The 18,065-nt window shown below is 65.2% G+C and carries 16 protein-coding genes; 11 read left to right on the top strand and 5 right to left on the bottom strand.

Going from position 1 to position 18,065, the window contains the following annotated elements:
• Positions 1–753: 753 nt before the first annotated feature.
• The 4 genes from O6X71_RS07385 to O6X71_RS07370 all read right to left on the bottom strand — a co-directional run bounded on the left by O6X71_RS07385 (position 754) and on the right by O6X71_RS07370 (position 3,331).
• Complete coding sequence (locus tag O6X71_RS07385) at positions 754–1,251, bottom strand: DUF427 domain-containing protein (protein WP_353465252.1); 498 nt, start codon at positions 1,249–1,251, stop codon at positions 754–756.
• The gene (locus tag O6X71_RS07380) at positions 1,248–1,610 is read right to left on the bottom strand and encodes a thiol-disulfide oxidoreductase DCC family protein (RefSeq protein WP_353465251.1); all 363 of its coding nucleotides are present in this window, start codon (positions 1,608–1,610) and stop codon (positions 1,248–1,250) included. The genes O6X71_RS07385 and O6X71_RS07380 overlap by 4 nt, the downstream gene beginning before the upstream one ends.
• On the bottom strand, positions 1,607–2,158 hold the full coding sequence (locus tag O6X71_RS07375) for a TspO/MBR family protein (RefSeq protein ID WP_353465250.1): 552 nt from the start codon (positions 2,156–2,158) through the stop codon (positions 1,607–1,609). The genes O6X71_RS07380 and O6X71_RS07375 overlap by 4 nt, the downstream gene beginning before the upstream one ends.
• A 141-nt stretch (positions 2,159–2,299) precedes the next feature.
• Positions 2,300–3,331, bottom strand: coding sequence for a GlxA family transcriptional regulator (locus tag O6X71_RS07370; RefSeq protein WP_353465249.1), 1,032 nt, complete (start codon positions 3,329–3,331; stop codon positions 2,300–2,302).
• Positions 3,332–3,596: 265 nt separating this feature from the next.
• On the opposite strand from O6X71_RS07370, the gene O6X71_RS07365 reads away from it, so the two are divergent.
• From O6X71_RS07365 to O6X71_RS07355, 3 genes are all read left to right on the top strand, one after another.
• Positions 3,597–4,424, top strand: a complete 828-nt coding sequence (locus tag O6X71_RS07365; protein ID WP_353465247.1) for an alpha/beta fold hydrolase — start codon at positions 3,597–3,599, stop codon at positions 4,422–4,424.
• Between the two features lie 339 nt (positions 4,425–4,763).
• Positions 4,764–5,645 carry an alpha/beta hydrolase gene (locus O6X71_RS07360; RefSeq protein WP_435368467.1) on the top strand — a complete coding sequence of 294 codons (882 nt, stop codon included), beginning with the start codon at positions 4,764–4,766 and terminating at the stop codon, positions 5,643–5,645.
• A gap of 128 nt (positions 5,646–5,773) precedes the next feature.
• Complete coding sequence (locus O6X71_RS07355) at positions 5,774–6,694, top strand: alpha/beta hydrolase (protein WP_353465246.1); 921 nt, start codon at positions 5,774–5,776, stop codon at positions 6,692–6,694.
• An 18-nt stretch (positions 6,695–6,712) separates the two neighbouring features.
• Here O6X71_RS07355 and O6X71_RS07350 read toward each other — a convergent pair whose 3' ends face one another.
• Positions 6,713–7,813: a DUF2332 domain-containing protein gene (locus tag O6X71_RS07350; RefSeq protein ID WP_353465244.1), complete on the bottom strand. Its 1,101-nt coding sequence runs from the start codon at positions 7,811–7,813 to the stop codon at positions 6,713–6,715.
• Positions 7,814–7,859: 46 nt separating this feature from the next.
• Between O6X71_RS07350 and hisG the strand changes: the two genes are divergently transcribed.
• From hisG to infA, 8 genes are all read left to right on the top strand, one after another.
• Positions 7,860–8,525, top strand: coding sequence for an ATP phosphoribosyltransferase (hisG, locus tag O6X71_RS07345; protein ID WP_353465243.1), 666 nt, complete (start codon positions 7,860–7,862; stop codon positions 8,523–8,525).
• Positions 8,526–8,655: 130 nt separating this feature from the next.
• A complete protein-coding gene (gene hisD / locus O6X71_RS07340) occupies positions 8,656–9,951 on the top strand; it encodes a histidinol dehydrogenase (protein WP_353465242.1) in 1,296 nt (431 codons plus the stop codon).
• 211 nt (positions 9,952–10,162) lie between these two features.
• Positions 10,163–10,618 carry a transcription antitermination factor NusB gene (nusB, locus tag O6X71_RS07335; protein ID WP_056488135.1) on the top strand — a complete coding sequence of 152 codons (456 nt, stop codon included), beginning with the start codon at positions 10,163–10,165 and terminating at the stop codon, positions 10,616–10,618.
• 115 nt (positions 10,619–10,733) lie between these two features.
• Complete coding sequence (gene thiL / locus O6X71_RS07330) at positions 10,734–11,627, top strand: thiamine-phosphate kinase (RefSeq protein ID WP_353465241.1); 894 nt, start codon at positions 10,734–10,736, stop codon at positions 11,625–11,627.
• A 91-nt stretch (positions 11,628–11,718) separates the two neighbouring features.
• Entirely contained in the window at positions 11,719–13,875 is a 2,157-nt protein-coding gene (locus O6X71_RS07325; RefSeq protein WP_353465240.1) for a sodium-translocating pyrophosphatase, read from the top strand.
• A gap of 248 nt (positions 13,876–14,123) precedes the next feature.
• Complete coding sequence (locus tag O6X71_RS07320) at positions 14,124–16,079, top strand: alpha/beta hydrolase family protein (RefSeq protein WP_353465239.1); 1,956 nt, start codon at positions 14,124–14,126, stop codon at positions 16,077–16,079.
• A 102-nt stretch (positions 16,080–16,181) separates the two neighbouring features.
• A complete protein-coding gene (locus O6X71_RS07315) occupies positions 16,182–17,666 on the top strand; it encodes a site-specific DNA-methyltransferase (RefSeq protein WP_353465238.1) in 1,485 nt (494 codons plus the stop codon).
• A gap of 169 nt (positions 17,667–17,835) precedes the next feature.
• Entirely contained in the window at positions 17,836–18,054 is a 219-nt protein-coding gene (gene infA / locus O6X71_RS07310) for a translation initiation factor IF-1 (protein ID WP_031441079.1), read from the top strand.
• Positions 18,055–18,065 lie beyond the last annotated feature (11 nt).

Raw genomic sequence — 18,065 nt, 5'->3', positions numbered from 1 at the left:
GGAACGGCGGCTTTCGAGAGCGGGCAACACGGGCCGACTGTCAGTGCGGAGCGGAAAGCCGACCCGTTATAGCGTGTATGGATATTGGTAAGCACGCCGGACCTGCCCGGATTTATCCACTTCGAACAAGAGAGAGCGGTCCGATACCCCCCAAATGCCGAAGGCAAGTAGGTATGTGGATGCAGTAAGATCCCGTGCGTCCTCAATTTTAAGTTGCCGCATTGTAGTTTGCGCTGGGTATGTAGCCCAGCAACGATAGACTTCTGCTATCACAACTGGAGGTATATTGCCTTCCATCACAGGCAGTCGGCTAATGTAGCCTTTGTAGGTCGGAATATTCCCAGCCAAATATTTACAGGATTGAGCGCGCCGCAAAGTTTGGGCTTTCCAACCCAACAAGGCGGAGCAGGAAGAAAGCAGCACGCCAGCGATAATTAGCCGCACCATCGTGGTTACATCCTTCGCTGCTTGGAAGGCCAGAAGACTGAACGAATGACCGGAGTAGGGCAAGCGCCGCGAAACGCTGAATGACCGCAAGTGGGCGTTTTCAGACATTGGCGTATCACGGTTCACACCTTGCATACCAACAGCAGGTTGTGCCGACCCGCCTTGGTGACGAGCCAAAGGTTTATGGCGGGCCGGCACGCTCCCTTAACGCCTCGATCGATGCCAAAGGTGTAAACAACATCGAAATGCGATGAACCGACTGGAAATCTACTGATGGCGAAGGCAGACACGACATCTTGCGGTGGCCTACCAGTAGCGGCTGCCGGGCACGCCCTTGAACGGTCCGGCGAGATCGGCCGTGATCCAGCCGCCGTAGAATGCCCCGGGCTGAGGGATGACGCGTTCGCCATCGACGAAGCATCCGTCGAACGGGCCTGCATAGAACGCTATATGGTCGCGCAGGGTAGCAAACGCAGCGTTCGGCGTCGGATAGCTCCAGGCGACGTCGCGCATAACGTCACCCGCGATCTCGACGTCGTAATAGACCGCGTTGCCCTTCCATTCGCAGAAGGATTGCCGCGTGGAGCGCCGGAGCGCCGACATCAGGATATCGGAGGGCGGGATATAATAGCTCGGCGGATGGCTCGTCTCGATCGTGCGGACGCTGTGCCGCGTGTCGGCGAACGTAACCCCGCGGTGCTCGATCAAGACATGACGATCGCTGCGCTGCGCGATCGCCGGACGCGGATAATCCCAGACGCTCTCCTGGCCCGGTCGCGCGGTATCGGGAACGGCCGGCCTCATGCGGTGCGATCCACCTTCCGGGCGAACGACTGCAAGCGAGGCCGGACGTGGAGAAACGCCCGATACACCCGTTCGAGGCCAGCCAGGACGACCGGGTTGCGCGCTGCCAACCCCAGCGGTCGCAGCAGCGGGATGGCGCGCCACATCGCTGCGAAGGCCGCGGCGCCGGACAGCATCCGGTCCCCTTCGCGCGCATGGAACCGCGCCAGCATCGCAGCTCGATCGATCGGGCAGCTCGTGTCGCCGTCGCTGGCATCGACGAAATCGATCGCACCCCGACGATCGAGGCGACGCATCAGCGCGATCTCGCGTCGGCACAGCGGACATCCGCCATCGTGCCAGACCGTCAGGCGAGTCATGCCTTGTCCGGGCCGTCGGACCGGTTCCGCGCCCAGATGCGCTCAGCAAGCACGGTCGCGAACCCGAGCCAGGCTACGAACGGGACCGCAGTGGCCGCCGCGGTGCGATCGACCTTGGCCGCGGCCGCGACATATCCGGCGCCGCTGGCGATCATCGCACCCGACGCGACCGCGCTGGGGCCGAGTGCCTTGCGTCGAAAGAACAATTCGGTCCAGCCGCCGACCATCCCCGTGTTCAGCAACCAAAGTCCGACCGCAAGGTTGCGCGGCGCATCGGCGGGGCGGCGCAGCAACCGGTAGCCGCCGACCGCGAGGCCGGTTTCAAGCACCGGCCATACCGCCCCGAACGCGGCGTCGGGCGGCGTGTAGGCTGGTTTGTCGAGCCGTTTGTACCAGCGGCGAATACCGGGATGCGACGGATCGGGCGCGTTACGGCGCCCAAGCACCGCGCTGGCGCCGAGCACGACTGCAACGACCGCCAGGGCGGCGGGTCGGGACAAACCGCCACCGCGCTCTTGCGTGATCGCATCGCGTACGTCCTGGGTCATGCTCGCCGTCCTCATCCTGGGCCCGCTGCCCGCTCCGACCATAGCGAAGCAGCGCCCCCGACGTTCCGCACAGACGGTCCGCGCGACGCGATCGATGTGGGTTAGCGGCGCGTCGTTCGAGAATATCCGTCCGAGCCCGCCTCACGCACTGGGGGCTAGGCTGGCAGATCGTCCTCTATGTCCGAAGCGTTTGCGATAATCGCTGGGACTGAGCCCGGTCTGCTTCGTGAACGTCGTCCGGAAAGAGGTCGGGTCGGCATAGCCCGACTCCCATGCGATCTGGCCGATCGGCGCGACAGTCGTCTCGAGCAGTTCGCGCGCTTTCTCGATCCGCAGGCGCTGATGATATTCGTTGGGTCGCAAACCGGTAGCACCGTGGAAGCGGCGACTGAAAGTCCGCGCCTCCAGCCCCGACCAGGTCGCCATATCCGCGACCGTCGACCCGACCGGACCGCGCGCCTGCAATTGCCGCTGCGTCTTCAGGATCGCTGCGTCGCCGTGGCCCATGTCCGGCGAGAAGGTCTTGTAGAAACGCTGCTCCCGCCCCGGTGGATCGATCATCATGAACCGTGCCGTCTCCATCATCGCGGCGGCGCCCAGCAAGCGCCGGACGACGACGAGGCCGAGATCGGTCCACGCCATCACCCCGCCGACCGTGATCAGATCGTCCTCTTCGGTGAGCAGCGCATCGAGATCGACGTGGACAGCCGGAAACATGGTCGCCAGGTCGGGCGCGCAGAGCAGGTGCGTCGTCGCTCGACGGCCATCCAGCAGGCCGGTCTGCGCCAACAGGAAGGTGCCGCCACAGATCGACCCGAGCACCGCCCCCTCGGCATGGCGGGCCGTCAGCCAGTCCGACCATTTACTGTTACCCTCGATGCCCAGCGCGGCGGTTTCGCACGGCGGAATGATGATGACGTCGGGAACGTCCGACCGCTCCCGGCTGGTTTCATCGGGCGCAGTATCGAAGATACGCATGACTCCGCCGGCGCCAGTATCGGCGAAATGGCTGAGCCGGACGACAGGCGCATCCGTGCCGAGGCGTACCCGGCTGAGATCGTCGGTGATGCGAAACAGGTCGGTCAGGCCGTGGACGATGCCGAGCATGACCTTGTCGCGCAGGACGATCGCGATCTCTACGGGCCGGCGTGGCGGGATGGGCTCGGCGTCCATTTGTCAGTTTTCCCCCGAAGTTTGTCCGTTCGGCCGATCACTCTGCCGATAGATGCAAGTTAATACTCTCATGGCGGCAACAAAGCCGACACTATTCGGGGGTCAGACCATGCCGGAGTTCAATAATTCCGAAATACAGCCACTTATCAGTGGTTCGCGGCGCGATATTCTTTTGGGTACCGCGATCGTAACCGCGCTGGCACTTGGTGGCGAAAGCCTGGCTGGTCCGCCGAAACCTGTTCGACACTCGCTGGGAGACAAGACCATGAGCACGATAACCGTCAAGGATGGCACCGAAATCTTCTACAAGTCGTGGGGCGCGGGTCAGCCGATCGTCTTCCACCACGGCTGGCCGCTGAGTGGCGACGACTGGGATTCGCAAATGATGTACTTTTCCGAGCGCGGCTACCGCGTCGTCGCGCACGACCGCCGCGGCCACGGTAGGTCAAGCCCCGCGTCACAGGGCAATGACATGGACACCTATGCCGCAGACGTCGCCGCTGTCACCGCGCATCTTGGCCTGCGCAACGCGGTCCATATCGGTCACTCGACCGGCGGCGGCGAGGCGATCCGCTACGTCGCCAAATACGGCAGCAACGGCCGCGTCGCCAAGGCGGTGCTGATCGGTGCGATCCCGCCGCGGCTGACGCGTTCGCCGACCAATCCGAACGGCGTGCCACCCGAGGCGATCGACGGCATCCGCGCCGGTACCGCCGCTAACCGCGCGGACTTCTACAACGGCTTTGCGACCGGACCGTTTTACGGCTTCAACCGCGCCGGCGCGAAGGTGCTGCCCGCGGTCTCTGCCAACTGGATGCGGCAGGCGATGGTCGGCGACATCAAGGCGCAATATGATTGCATCACCGCCTTCGCCGACACCGACTTCACCGCGGACCTGCAATCGATCGACCAGCCCGTGCTGATCCTGCACGGCGAGGACGATCAGGTCTGTCCGATCGACACGACCGGGCGGCTGGCGGTGAAGCTGCTCAAGCACGGCTCGATCAAGACCTATCCCGGCTACCCGCACGGCATGGCGACGATCCACGGCGACGTGTTGAACCCGGATATCCTGGCCTTCATCCGGAGCTGACGCTCTAGCGATCAAGGCGGTGGGCGGGAGTATCTCCTGCCCACTGATCTTCGGGCGCTTTCCTTTCACTCGCGACGCAATCCGCGCGCGCAACGTGAATCCAGGGCGGATTGACGAAGTCTCTCGACGCAATACACTTCCGCACATCTCCACCGCGCAAACGTTTACCCGCGTCGGGTGCAATCATCGCAAGTATCAATTGCCGGATGGTAGCGCTCACCTTAGCATCCTCCCTAATAACGATAAACAGGGAGAGCGAGCATGATTCGCATGATGAGCGTTACGGCGGCGTGTCGGTGGCTGCGCGCCTGCATTTCGCCGCTGGGGGTGGCTGCGGCCATGGTATCGGCAACACCGGTCTGCGCACAAACCGACAAGATGGTACCGATCGCCGTCCCCGCACAGTCGGACGCGGTCGAACTGGGAACCGGCAAGCTGCCCGGCGCGACGGCCCCTGAAGCGTGGCATAGTCAATATGGCAGCGTGTTCGCCCGCAACGTTACCGTCGCGACGCTGACGCCGTTCCTGCCCGATCCCGCGAAGGCAACGGGAACCGCCGTCATCGTTGCACCGGGTGGCGGGTTTCGCACGCTATCGATGGAAAATGAAGGCTGGGACGTGGCACGCGCGTTGGCCGCGAAGGGCGTGGCGGCGTTCGTGCTGAAATACAGGCTGAACCCGACACCGGTCGAGATGCCCGCGTTCGAACGATCGATGACCGCGATGTTCGCCCCCGGTGCCGCGCCGCCGCGCCCGAAGCCGGAGGCGATGATGGCCGGTCTCGCACCGCAGATCGCGGATGCGCGCGCCGCCTTCGCGCTGGTGCGCAAGCGGTCTGCGGAGTGGCACGTCGATCCGACGCGTATCGGCATGGTCGGCTTTTCCGCTGGTGCCATGCTGACCCTCGCGACGACGGTTGCGGGCGGTGATGCGAAGCCCGCGTTCATCGGCAACATCTATGGCCCGCTCGCGGCCATGACGGTGCCGGCGGACGCCCCGCCGATGTTCGTGGCCCTAGCCGCGGACGATCCGTTCTTCGGTAACGCCGGGTTCGGCCTGATCGAAAGCTGGCGCACGGCGAAGCGTCCGGTCGAGTTCCATTTGTTTGAGCAGGGCGGCCACGGTTTCGGAATGTATCCAAAGTCGACCACGAGCACGGGATGGTTCGAGGAGTTCACCCGCTGGATGGCGATGCATGACTTGCTGAAGCCAGCGCACTGAGGAGCGGCGCGTGCCAAAGGCCGGCTTCGCCAACGGGAAAGCGGTCGGGGGGAGGCACCGTTTTCAGGACTTTTCGGCCCCTGCCCGCTTACCTCGTAAAGCGGTTCAAACTGAAGGAATCAGGATCAATGCGTCGACTGTTCGCCTTCGCGGCGCTGATGGTTGCGACACCGTTGGGTGCGCAGGCTCCAGCATCACAGGCCGATCCCGCACCACAGGCGGTCGCCAGCTATACGTCGATCCCGTTGTGGCCGAACGGTGCGCCCGACTCGGCCGCGCGTCGCAGCGAGGCGGAAGTCGGGCGTGATTACTGGGTCCGCAACGTTCACGAACCGTCGCTGATCGCGTTCCCGGCGGCGCCTGCGCACCGCAACGGTGCGGCGGTCGTCGTCATACCTGGAGGCGGTCACAAGCTGCTGGTCTGGACCAACGAGGGCACGAAGGTCGCGACCGCGCTCAACCGAATGGGCGTGACTGCCTTCGTGCTCAAATACCGGTTGGCGAACGAACCCGGTTCTTCCTATTCGGTCGATGGCAATGCGGCGGACGACGCGCGCCGTGCCCTGCGCTGGGTCCGCGCGCACGCCGCCCAATACGGTATCGATCCCGCACGCGTCGGCGCGATGGGGTTTTCGGCCGGCGGCGAACTCGTGTCGCTCATCGCGGACAATCCCGAACCTGCCGGACGTCCCGTGGTGGACGCGATCGATCGCCAATCGGCACGCCCGGATTTTCAGGTCCTCGTCTTTCCGGGACCACGCGGCATTCCCGCGACCGCGATCAATTCTGCGCCACCGGCGTTTCTGGTCGCGGGCAGCCTCGACCCGTGCTGCGCGGCACCCACCGTCACGCTGTACGAGCAGCTGCGGAAGGCCGGCATTTCTGCCGAACTCCACATGTATGCCGATAGTGGACATGCGTTCAATCTGGACGAGTCGGACCGGATCTCTGTTTTGCACTGGCCCGACCGGCTGAACGACTGGCTGGCGGACGGTGGATGGCTGTCCCCAAGATCGGCCGGCACCGTGGCGATACCGAAGAGCAAATGAACGCCGCCCGGGCCGACCTCACGCGGCCTCGTACGCCCCCCGCCGCATGACGTAATCGCGCGTCTCGTACGGGGCGGCGAGACCCTCGACCCACGCGCCATGCGCGTGCGTCAGCGCGACCAGTTCCATCGCCCGATCGCCCAGCCAACCGCGGACACGGACCTCATGTCGGTGGAGATCGCGGTTGGGCTCCATCATCACCCAGCCGAGCGGCCTTTCGACCGTCGCCCGCGCGCCTGCCGCCTCCATCGCGATCCGGATCCGCTCGCGGGAGGTCGCCGGCAGATACTGCCACACCACCGAATGCATCAGCACGCGCGTGACGCCCTCGGGCTGCGGCTCGGCCAATTGCGCTTCGACCCAGTCGGCTGCATCGCCTTCGACCAGATCGACGCCGCCCTCGCGCACCATCGCGATCGCCGCCGCCAGCCGCGCCTGTCGCTCAACCGCATCGACCCAGACATACGCCTCGAGCCGTGCCGCCGCGACCGGATCGGCGACGTCCACCGGGTGGATATCGACGCCGCGTGTCGACTTGATCTCCACCAGCGCGCTTGGCGGCGGCGCGCCCCGCCATTCGGGCCGGATCGTCACCGGCGATGTATCCGGCCCGACCGTCACGTCGCCAAGGTCGAACCGATAGCGATCGATCAGCAGATTGAGTCCCGCGCTCGATCCGATCTCCAGCACCTCGAACCGCGGCCCGTACCGCTCGGCCAGGTGCAATATGCCGGTCATCATTCCGGCGGACCGCGCAGCCTCGTTGGTCTGCGGCGGTCCGTCGAGCCAGGGCAGCAACGCCGCATCGTGCGTGACGAGCGTTCCCTTCAACGTCGCCGACACAGGCGATGGGTCGGTCTCTGCGCCGGAGAATACGGCAGAAAGCGCCGGATCGACACCCGCGCGGTGAAGCGCATGCAGCCCGCCGACCAGCCGCAACGCCAGCGCATCCGCGACCGGCTCGCCCGGCCAGTCGAGCACCCGCCGCCCCGTCTCGCTGTCACGCTCAAGCGCATCCGCCAGCGCGGTGCAGACGCGAGCCGTGATGGGCGCGTCCATCGCGGTGCAATAGCCCGCCTGGATGTCGAACGCCGCGCGGTTCTCTGCTTCGTTTGCCATGCGCAGGTTGTTGCACCTGCCAAGCCCCCCCCGTAAAGCCCGGCGCGTGCCAGATTCTCAGATCATTATCGCCGTCCCCAAGGGACGCATCCTCGCCGAGGCCCTGCCGTTACTCGCGCGCGCGGGGGTGCATCCCGAAGCTTCGTTCTCGGACGAGAATTCGCGCGCGCTCCGGTTCGCGACCAACGATCCGGCGATCTCGCTGATCCGGGTGCGCGCGTTCGACGTCGCCACCTTCGTTGCGCACGGTGCGGCGCAGTTGGGGATCGTCGGGTCGGACGTGATCGCCGAGTTCGGCTATTCGGAACTGTATGCGCCGGTGGACCTCGGCATCGGCCACTGCCGGCTGTCGGTTGCCGAGCCTGCCGAGATGGCAGCGCAGGACGACCCACGCGGCTGGAGCCACGTCCGCGTCGCGACCAAATATCCGCATGTGACGGCGGCGCATTTCGCCTCGCGGGGCGTGCAGGCGGAGTGCGTGAAGCTCAACGGTGCGATGGAACTAGCGCCGACGCTGGGGCTGGCACCGCGCATCGTCGACCTGGTTTCGTCCGGCCGCACGCTGCTGGAGAACGGCTTGGTCGAAGTAGAGACGATCATGGAAGTCACCAGCCGCCTGATCGTCAACCGCGCCGCGATGAAAACCCGCAGCCGGGTGGTGCCGCTGGTCGAGGCGTTCCGCCGCGCGGTAGAGCAGGAGATCGCAGCATGACGGCGCTCTTCTGCTCCCCTTCCCGCAAGCGGGAAGGGGTCGGGGGTTGGGCTCGCGCCATCCTCAGCCGTAACGCTGGAGGTGAGCGCGTGCCCACCCCCAGCCCCTCCCGCATGCGGGAGGGGGGCAAGTGATCCGCCTCAACACCTCGGACGCGGATTTCGCCCCCCGCTTCACCGCGCTCGTCGAAGACCGCCGCGAATCCGACGCCGGCGTGACGCAGGACGTCGCCGCGATCATTGCCTCGGTACGCCGCGACGGTGAAACCGCACTCCGCGACCTCACGCAGAAACACGACCGTCACGACCTCGAAACCACCGGCTGGCAGATCGACGTCGCCGACTGCAAGGCCGCGTTCGATGCACTCGACCCGGACCTGCGCACCGCGCTGGAACTCGCCGCCACCCGCATCCGCGCGTATCACGAAAAACAGCGCCCGCTCGACAGCGACTCGGTCGACTCCGCAGGCGTCAGGCTCGGCGCACGCTGGTTGCCCGTCGATGCCGCCGGCATCTACGTTCCCGGTGGACGCGCCGCCTACCCATCGTCGCTGCTGATGAACGCGATCCCCGCCAAGGTTGCGGGCGTTGGCCGTCTCGCGATGGTCACGCCGACCCCGGATGGCCAGATCAATCCGCTGGTCCTCGCAGCGGCGCACCTCGCGGGCGTCGATGAAGTCTGGCGGGTCGGTGGGGCACAAGCCGTGGCAGCGCTCGCCTACGGAGCAGGCCGGATCGAGCCGGTCGACGTCATCACCGGCCCCGGCAACGCGTGGGTCGCCGAAGCCAAGCGCCAGGTCTACGGCGTCGTCGGCATCGACATGGTCGCGGGCCCGAGCGAGATCGTCGTCGTCGCGGACACGCTCAACGACCCCGAATGGACCGCCGCCGACCTGCTCAGCCAGGCCGAGCACGACGTGACCACGCAATCGATCCTGTTCACCGACGATGCCAAGTTCGCCGACAAGGTGGCGGACGCCGTGGATCGCCAGTTGCGCGACCTCGCCACCGAAGCCGTCGCGCGCGTCGCGTGGGACACCAACGGCGCGATCGTCGTCGTCGATACCTTGGTGGACGCGATCCCGCTGGTCGACCGTCTCGCCGCCGAGCATCTCCAGCTGGCGATCCCCGACCCACAAGGGTTCTTTGACCGCATCCGCCACGCCGGGTCGGTGTTCCTCGGCCGCTACACCCCCGAAGCGATCGGCGATTACGTCGCCGGCCCGAACCACGTCCTCCCCACTGGCCGTCGGGCGCGGTTTGCCAGCGGACTGTCGGTGCTCGACTTCATGAAGCGCACCAGCTTCCTTGCGCTCGACGAAGCGGCATTGCGCGAACTCGGCCCAGCCACCGTCGCTCTTGCGAATGCAGAGGGACTGCCGGCTCACGCAAAATCGGTGGCGCTGCGGCTGCGGCTCAACAGCTAGATTGTTCACGCGGAGACGCGGAGGCGCGGAGGTGTTGCGTACGGCGCAGCCGCGTCGACTTCGTCATCGGCCGATGATTGGAGGGCCGCTTCGCGGCAAGGTCGACACCTACGCGGCTCCGCGTCTCCGCGTGAACCATTCTTCTTCGACTCCCCGCACCGAAACGCAAAGGGCTGACACACACGCCCCCCGCGCCTACAGGCAACCGCTTATGACTCGAACCGCCCCCCGCACCAAGGCGCGTGCCGCCGCTCGCCTCGCCGCCGTCCAGGCGACTTACCAGCACGAAATGGAGGGCACCGCGATGCCCGTCCTGCTCAACGAATTCCACCAGCATCGCCTCGGCGCGACGATCGAAGACGTCGAATATGCCGAGGCCGACGTCGATTTCTTCGACGACCTGGTGACCGGCGCCAACGCGCGCGCTGGAGAAATCGATGTGCTGATCGAGGGCAAGCTCGCCAAGGGCTGGACGCTCGCGCGGCTCGACAAGCCGATGAAGGCTATCATCCGCGTCGGCACCTACGAGTTGCTGGCGCGCAAGGACGTGCCGGTCGCCGCGGTGATCAGCGAATATGTCGACGTGGCGCACGCGTTCTATGACAAGCGGGAGTCTGGCTTCGTGAACGGACTGCTCGACGGTATCGCCAAGGAAGTGCGGGCCTGACGGACTCCCTCTCCCCTCCGGGGAGAGGGTCGGGGTGAGGGGCAGCCAAGCAGTGCGGCGCCTGGAACAGCCCCCCACCCCCAGCCCTCTCCCCGGAGGGGAGAGGGAGCAGATAGTGACTGAGGCCGAGTTCATTGCTGCACTACGTCGGCTTCCGCTCCATCCTGCCGCGCGTGGTCTCGACGACGATACCGCGTTGCTCGACGCGGGTGCGCTCGTCGTAACTACCGACACGCTGGTCGAAGGCGTGCACTTCCTCCCGACCGACCCCGCGCAGGACGTCGCGTGGAAGCTGGTCGCTACCAACCTCTCCGATCTCGCCGCCAAGGGCGCGAACCCCGAGGGTATCCTCCTCAACTACCCGCTCGGCGACGACACGTGGGACCGTGCGTTTCTCGAAGGGCTCGCGGGAGTTCTGACGGCCTTCGATACGCGCATCATCGGCGGTGACACCGTGACGCTTCCACCGCATGCGCCGCGAGTCCTGACGGTCACCGCGTTCGGCAGCGACGCCGCCGCCCCTGCCCGCAACGGCGCACGGGTAGGCGACGCGCTCTACGTCACCGGCACAATCGGCGATGCCGGTGCGGGGCTAGCCATCGCACTGGGTGCGCAAGGCCCAGCGGAACTGCTCGCCGCATACCGGCGCCCGCAGCCACGGCTCGGCGACGGCCGCATCCTCGGTCCCCAGGTCCATGCTATGATGGACGTCTCCGACGGGCTGCTCATCGACGCGTCCCGCATGGCGCTCGCCAGTGGCCTCGCCGTCAGCATCGACATCTCGCGCATTCCCCTCTCCGACGCCTATCGCACCTTCTCCGGCGACCGGCTTGCAGCGACTACTGCGGGAGATGACTACCAACTCCTTTTTGCTGCACCGCAAGATTTCATCACTGACGCTGTTCGTATCGGTGGGTTTTCTACCGGCTCCGGCCTTAGCCTTCACGACTCCGGCAAACCCGTCCCGCTCCCGCCAAGTCTAGGCTATGAACACAGCCCCCGAGGATAACTTGCGCAATGCCCCTGCACTGATAAGTTCCTTACATCGGGACTCGGCAAAGCCGGGACCGGAGAGGACCTGACAAGAGGGATAGCGCCGTATGACGACCGTCTATTTGGCCATGATCTGCGGCGTCATCGCCGTCCTATATGGTTTCGTCACCAGTCGACAGGTGCTCGCCGCCTCACCCGGCAACGAGAAGATGCAGGACATCGCTGCCGCCATCCAGGAAGGCGCGAAGGCCTATCTCGGGCGCCAGTACACCACCATTGCCATCGTCGGCGTCATCGTCGCGATCATCTTGCTGGTCACGCTCGGCTACATCTCCACCATCGGCTTCGTCATCGGCGCGGTGCTGTCGGGTGTCGCGGGTTATGTCGGCATGAACATCTCGGTCCGCGCCAACGTGCGCACCGCCGAGGCCGCGCGGACGTCGTTGCAGGCCGGGCTGACGATGGCGTTCCGATCGGGCGCGGTGACCGGCATGCTCGTGGCGGGTCTCGGCCTGCTCGCGATCAGCGCGTTCTTCTGGTACCTCACCGGCCCCGCGGGCCACGCGCCCAACGACCGGATCATCGTCGAGGCGCTGACCGCACTCGCGTTCGGCGCGTCGCTGATCTCGATCTTCGCGCGGCTCGGCGGCGGTATCTTCACCAAGGCGGCGGACGTCGGCGCGGATCTGGTCGGCAAGGTCGAGGCCGGCATCCCCGAGGACGACCCCCGCAACCCGGCCGTCATTGCGGACAATGTCGGCGACAACGTCGGCGATTGTGCGGGCATGGCCGCCGATCTGTTCGAGACGTACGTCGTCACGCTGGGCGTCACGATGATCTCGATCGCGCTGCTGATCCAAGCGAGCGGCGCCGAACTGATGCGGCTGATGACTCTCCCGCTGCTCGTCGGCGGGGTGTGCATCGTTACCTCGATCATCGGCACGTACATGGTCCGACTCGGTGGCGGCAGCATCATGGGCGCGCTGTACAAGGGCTTCTTCACCTCGACGATCCTGTCGATCCCGGCGATCTATCTCGCCACGCAGTATGTGCTCGGCGACCTTCACCGCGTGATCGGCGGCGCGGGGTTCCTCGATCCCGCGACCGACGACCTGACCACGCAGGCGGCACCTTCGCTGACGCAGAGCTTCACCGGCATGGACCTGTTCTGGTCGATGATGATCGGCCTCGTCGTCACCGGGCTGATCGTATGGATCACCGAATATTACACCGGCACCAACCACCGCCCAGTCCAGTCGATCGCGAAGGCATCCGAGACCGGCCACGGTACCAACGTCATCCAGGGCCTCGCGATCAGCTTGGAATCCACCGCGTTGCCGACGCTGGTCATCGTCGTCGCGGTGATCGTCGCGTACCAGTTGGCAGGGATCATTGGCATCGCCTTCGCGGCGACCGCAATGCTCGCCCAAGCCGGCATGGTCGTCGCGCTCGACGCCTATGGCCCGGTCACCGACAACGCCGGCGGCATTGCGGAAATGGCAGGCCTGCCCGACGACGTCCGCCAGCGGACCGACGCGCTCGATGCGGTCGGCAACACCACCAAGGCGGTGACGAAGGGCTATGCGATCGGCTCGGCCGGGCTCGCCGCGCTCGTGCTGTTTGGCGCGTATACCACCGATCTCGCAACCTACTTCCCCGACGTCACGGTCGATTTCAGCCTCAGCAACCCGTACGTGATCGTCGGCCTGCTGCTGGGCGCGCTGCTCCCGTATCTGTTCGGGGCGTTCGGCATGACCGCAGTGGGTCGCGCAGCTGGCGCGGTCGTCGAGGAAGTCCGGGAGCAGTTCCGCAACAACCCCGGCATCATGCTCGGCACCAGTCGTCCCGACTACGCGCGCACCGTCGACTTGGTCACCAAGGCGGCGATCCGCGAGATGATCGTGCCCTCGCTACTACCGGTGCTGTCGCCGCTCGCGGTGTACTTCATCATCACCGCGGTCGCAGGTCAGGCCGCCGGCTTCGCCTCGCTCGGCGCGATGCTGCTGGGCGTGATCGTCTCCGGGCTGTTCGTCGCGATCTCGATGACCTCGGGGGGCGGCGCCTGGGACAACGCCAAGAAGTACATCGAGGACGGCAACCACGGCGGCAAGGGTTCCGAGGCGCACAAGGCTGCGATCACCGGCGACACCGTCGGCGATCCGTACAAGGACACCGCCGGCCCCGCGGTGAACCCGATGATCAAGATCACCAACATCGTGGCCCTGCTGTTGCTCGCGGCGCTCGCCGGCGGCGGGGTGGGCTGATCTGCAAGCGATCGCCGAGCGGCCAAATTACGCTGGCCGCTCGGCGATGCGGGCATTGTCCGGTCCTCGAATATTTCCGTCTAGTTTGGCAGCCTGGTAAAATTCGCGGAATGTGCGCGAACTCAGTTCAAACTTGATCGACTTCGGGCGCGCGCCAATACGTAACGGCGCGGCACCTCTTGTACCGACTGGCGAACGCGATACTCTGCACCGACCGGTCGTTGGGGAATGGCCGGGGGGGACTGATAATGATGTGGCGTATGGGCCTGCTGGCCGGTGCAATGATACCGGCGATCGCGGTCGCGCAGACTGCGCCGCCGCCCGCTTCCGCGCCGAAGGCGAACGCCACGCTCTCGGACCGGGTGCCGGTCGAAACCTTTGCCAAACTGCCCGGCATCGCCAATCCCAAGCTGTCGCCCGACGGCACGCGTATCGCCGCGAAGATGGCGATCGACGGCGTCCAGGTGCTGGTCGTTGCGCCGCTGTTCCCCGGTGGCAAGCTTGCCGCGATCAAGGTCGGGGCGACGGTCGACATCAACTGGTGGCGCTGGGTCGGCGACGACTGGCTCGCGGTCGGCATCGGATCGCAGGACATGCTGTACGGTGAGGACATCTACGTCACGCGCACGCTGGGCGTCAAAGCCGACATGACCAAGATCAACCGGATCGACTGGAAGAATTCGGGTGTTCGTGCAGACGAAATCCTTTGGACGGCGCGCGACGGGACGCCGCGTGTCTTGCTGTCGCGCCAGACTGGGATCGAGAGCGAAAGCCAATGGTATCCCGCGGTCGCCGAAGTGGATCTGTCGACCGGAAAGACCAAGACCGTCGCCGGCGGCCAGACGAACGTCTTCGACTGGTATGCGGATGGCGCAGGCGTCGTCCGGATGGGCTATCGCTACGACGACGACACCCGCAAGAGTTCGCTTCTGTATCGCAGCGCCAATCGCGATCCGTTCAAGGTCATCGCATCGGCACGCGGCAAGCAGGATATCGTCATCCCGGTGACGTTCCGCGCCGACGGCACGGCCATCGCCACGGACGATTCCGGCGGTCGCGACGAGGTGTTCGAGGTATCGATACCCGACCTGAAGCTCGGCAAGAAGCTGTACAGCGCGGATGGCTACGACGTCGATGGCGTGATCGAGAACGCGACCGGCGACGACATCGACGGCATCACCGTCACCGATCGCTTCGGTCATATCGTCTGGCTGAACCCCAAGCTGAAGGAAATCCAGGACGCGGTCGATAAGGCGGTCGGCGAGCGACGCGCGCGTATCGTCTCGTGGGATCGCACCCGGTCGAAGTTCCTGGTGCAGGTCGGCTCGCCGTCGCAGGCGGGGGCTCTGTATTTCTACGATCCCGCGAACGGATCGATGCAGCGCTATTCCTGGCAGAACAACGACTTGAAAGCGCGGACGTTGTCGCCGGTGTCGACGATCCGGTACAAGGCACGCGACGGCGTCGAGATCGAGGCGCTGCTGACGCTGCCGCGCGGACATAGCCCAAAGAACCTGCCGCTGATCGTGTTGCCGCACGGCGGCCCGTTCGCGCGCGATTCGGAAGATTGGGACTGGTGGACTCAGTATCTGGCGGAAACCGGCTATGCCGTCGTCCAGCCCAATTACCGCGGGTCGTCGGGGTACGGCACCAGTTTCGCCAAGCTCGGCGAGGGGCAATGGGGCCTGAAGATGCAGGACGATCTCGACGATGCGATCACGCATCTGGCCAAGCAGGGGATCGCCGATCCGAAGCGCGTCTGCATGGCCGGCGCATCCTATGGTGGCTATGCGGCTATGCGCGCGGCGCAGCGGAACGGCACCGGCGACGCCGCACCCTATCGGTGCGCGATCTCCTACGCCGGCGTGTCCGATCTGCAGGCGATGCAGCGCTATGACGGCAAGTTCCTGTACGGCAAGACCCGCGGCGACTGGCTGAAGAAGCAGGCGCCCGATTATCGCAGCGTCTCGCCGCGTTTCGGTGCACAGACCTTCTCGATCCCGATCCTGATGCTGCACGGCAAGGAAGACAAGCGCGTCCCCGTTAAGCAATCGCGGATGATGGCAGCGGCACTCAAAGAATCAGGCAAGCCGTTCGAATATATCGAACAACCGTTCGGCGATCATCATTTCACGCGCGGCGAGGACCGGCTCGAATTCCTGAAGGCAATGGGTGCATTCCTGACAAAGTATAATCCAGCATAACGCACGGATACTGCCCGCCAAAACTCCATAATGGAGTATATACGCCGACTGTGGATGCATCTTGTTTGGACGAACGGAGTTTTGTCTCCGCATCATCACCGGATGCGCAACCGTCCTGAGAATCACCTCTTCTACGGCGACAACCTTGCCGTCCTGCGCAAGGAGATCGCCGACGAGAGCGTCGACCTGAGCTACCTCGACCCTCCGTTCAATTCGAACGCCAATTACGGCATCCTGTTCAAGGAGCCCGACGGCAAGTCCTCCAACGCGCAGATCGAGGCGTTCGAAGACACCTGGCACTGGAACGAGACCGCCGAGGACGCCTTCGACCAGGTCGCGCGGAGCGGTAGCACCAAGGCGTTCGACCTGCTCAACGCGATGCGCGGCTTCCTCGGCGACAACGACATGATGGCGTATCTGGCGATGATGGCGGTCCGGCTGCTGGAGTTGCACCGCGTGCTGAAGCCGACCGGCAGCCTGTATCTCCACTGCGACCCGACCGCGAGCCACTACCTGAAGCTGCTGCTCGACGCGATCTTCGGCAAGCGCCAGATCGCGAACGAGATCATCTGGTGCTACCGGCGCTACACCGCGGCCAGCAACCGGTTCCAGCGGCTGCACGACACGCTGCTGTTCTATGGCAAGTCCGATCAGAGGCGCTTCAACGACATCCGCATCCCGTATGGCGAAACGTCGGGCAAGAAGGACTCGCACTATCGCCAGGACGGCGACGGCCGCTGGTTCCGCTGGCAGAAGCGCAAGGACGCCGAACCCTACCGCATCTATCTCGCGGACGGGGTCAGGCTGGGCGACTGGTGGGACATTCCGATCATCAACGCGTCATCGAAGGAGCGTCTGGGGTATCCGACGCAGAAACCGTCCGCGTTGCTGGAGCGGATCATCGCCGCCTCGTCGAACGAAGGCGACGTCGTGCTCGACCCGTTCTGTGGCTGCGGCACCGCGGTGCACGCGGCGGAGAAGCTCAAGCGGCAATGGATCGGGATCGACGTCACGCATCTCGCCATCTCGCTGATCGAGAAGCGGATGAAGGACGCGTTTCCCGGCGTCACGTTCACCGTCGAGGGCACACCGAAGGATCTCGCCTCCGCCTATGATCTCGCGCTGCGCGACAAATATCAGTTCCAGTGGTGGGCCGTCTCGATGGTCGACGCGCTGCCGTACGGCGGCAGGAAGAAGGGCGCGGATGGCGGGATCGACGGGCTGATCTACTTCAACGATCATGATCAGGCGTCGGGCAAGATGGTGACGCACCGCGCGATCGTGTCGGTGAAGGGCGGACTGAACCCCGACAACGCGATGGTCGAGACGCTCGCCGCGACGATCGCGCGTGAAAAGGCACCGATCGGCATCCTCATCATGAATGCCAAGCCGACACGCGAGATGGAGCGCCGCGCCGCCGCGGTCGGCATCTACCGCGCGGGCGTCGAGGAGGCGTTTCCGAAGCTCCAGATTCTGACGCTGGCGGACCTGTTCCAGGGCAAGCGCCCACGCATACCCAATGTCGACCGGGCAGCATTCCGGCGTGCGGCGCGCGAGGCCACCGCGCTCCAGCCCAGCCTGTTGTGATAGCGTCCCAATCTATCGCTCTTGTTCAATGGCTGTCGAAGGCCGATATACGGAACACGCAAGCGGGTTCGGGCATCACGCCCGTATCCGCCTTCGGCCGTGCTTTCCTTTTTCGCGAACCTGCGGTAAGGGCGCTCGTCCCGAAATTCCCCCAATTCAGAGATTATATTTGGCCAAGGAAGAACTGCTCGAGATGCGCGGCCGCGTGGTGGAACTCCTCCCCAACGCGATGTTCCGGGTTCAGCTCGAAAACGACCACGAGATTCTCGGTCACACCGCCGGCAAGATGCGCAAGAACCGCATCCGCGTGCTGGTCGGCGACGAGGTGCTGTGCGAACTCACGCCGTACGATCTGACCAAGGGTCGCATCACCTACCGCTTCAAATAAGCGCCACGCGC

Source organism: Sphingomonas faeni (assembly GCF_040407505.1).
GTDB lineage: Bacteria > Pseudomonadota > Alphaproteobacteria > Sphingomonadales > Sphingomonadaceae > Sphingomonas > Sphingomonas faeni_E.
This window is presented reverse-complemented; position numbering and strand designations above follow the sequence as displayed.

Excerpts from the sequence above, each read along its gene's own strand:
- O6X71_RS07385 (WP_353465252.1), bottom strand. The coding sequence starts at position 1,251 with ATGAGGCCGGCCGTTCCCGATACCGCGCGACCGGGCCAGGAGAGCGTC.
- O6X71_RS07380 (WP_353465251.1), bottom strand. The coding sequence starts at position 1,610 with ATGACTCGCCTGACGGTCTGGCACGATGGCGGATGTCCGCTGTGCCGA.
- O6X71_RS07375 (WP_353465250.1), bottom strand. The coding sequence starts at position 2,158 with ATGACCCAGGACGTACGCGATGCGATCACGCAAGAGCGCGGTGGCGGT.
- O6X71_RS07370 (WP_353465249.1), bottom strand. The coding sequence starts at position 3,331 with ATGGACGCCGAGCCCATCCCGCCACGCCGGCCCGTAGAGATCGCGATC.
- O6X71_RS07365 (WP_353465247.1), top strand. The coding sequence starts at position 3,597 with ATGAGCACGATAACCGTCAAGGATGGCACCGAAATCTTCTACAAGTCG.
- O6X71_RS07360 (WP_435368467.1), top strand. The coding sequence starts at position 4,764 with ATGGTATCGGCAACACCGGTCTGCGCACAAACCGACAAGATGGTACCG.
- O6X71_RS07355 (WP_353465246.1), top strand. The coding sequence starts at position 5,774 with ATGCGTCGACTGTTCGCCTTCGCGGCGCTGATGGTTGCGACACCGTTG.
- O6X71_RS07350 (WP_353465244.1), bottom strand. The coding sequence starts at position 7,813 with ATGGCAAACGAAGCAGAGAACCGCGCGGCGTTCGACATCCAGGCGGGC.
- nusB (WP_056488135.1), top strand. The coding sequence starts at position 10,163 with ATGACTCGAACCGCCCCCCGCACCAAGGCGCGTGCCGCCGCTCGCCTC.
- O6X71_RS07325 (WP_353465240.1), top strand. The coding sequence starts at position 11,719 with ATGACGACCGTCTATTTGGCCATGATCTGCGGCGTCATCGCCGTCCTA.
- O6X71_RS07320 (WP_353465239.1), top strand. The coding sequence starts at position 14,124 with ATGATGTGGCGTATGGGCCTGCTGGCCGGTGCAATGATACCGGCGATC.
- O6X71_RS07315 (WP_353465238.1), top strand. The coding sequence starts at position 16,182 with ATGCGCAACCGTCCTGAGAATCACCTCTTCTACGGCGACAACCTTGCC.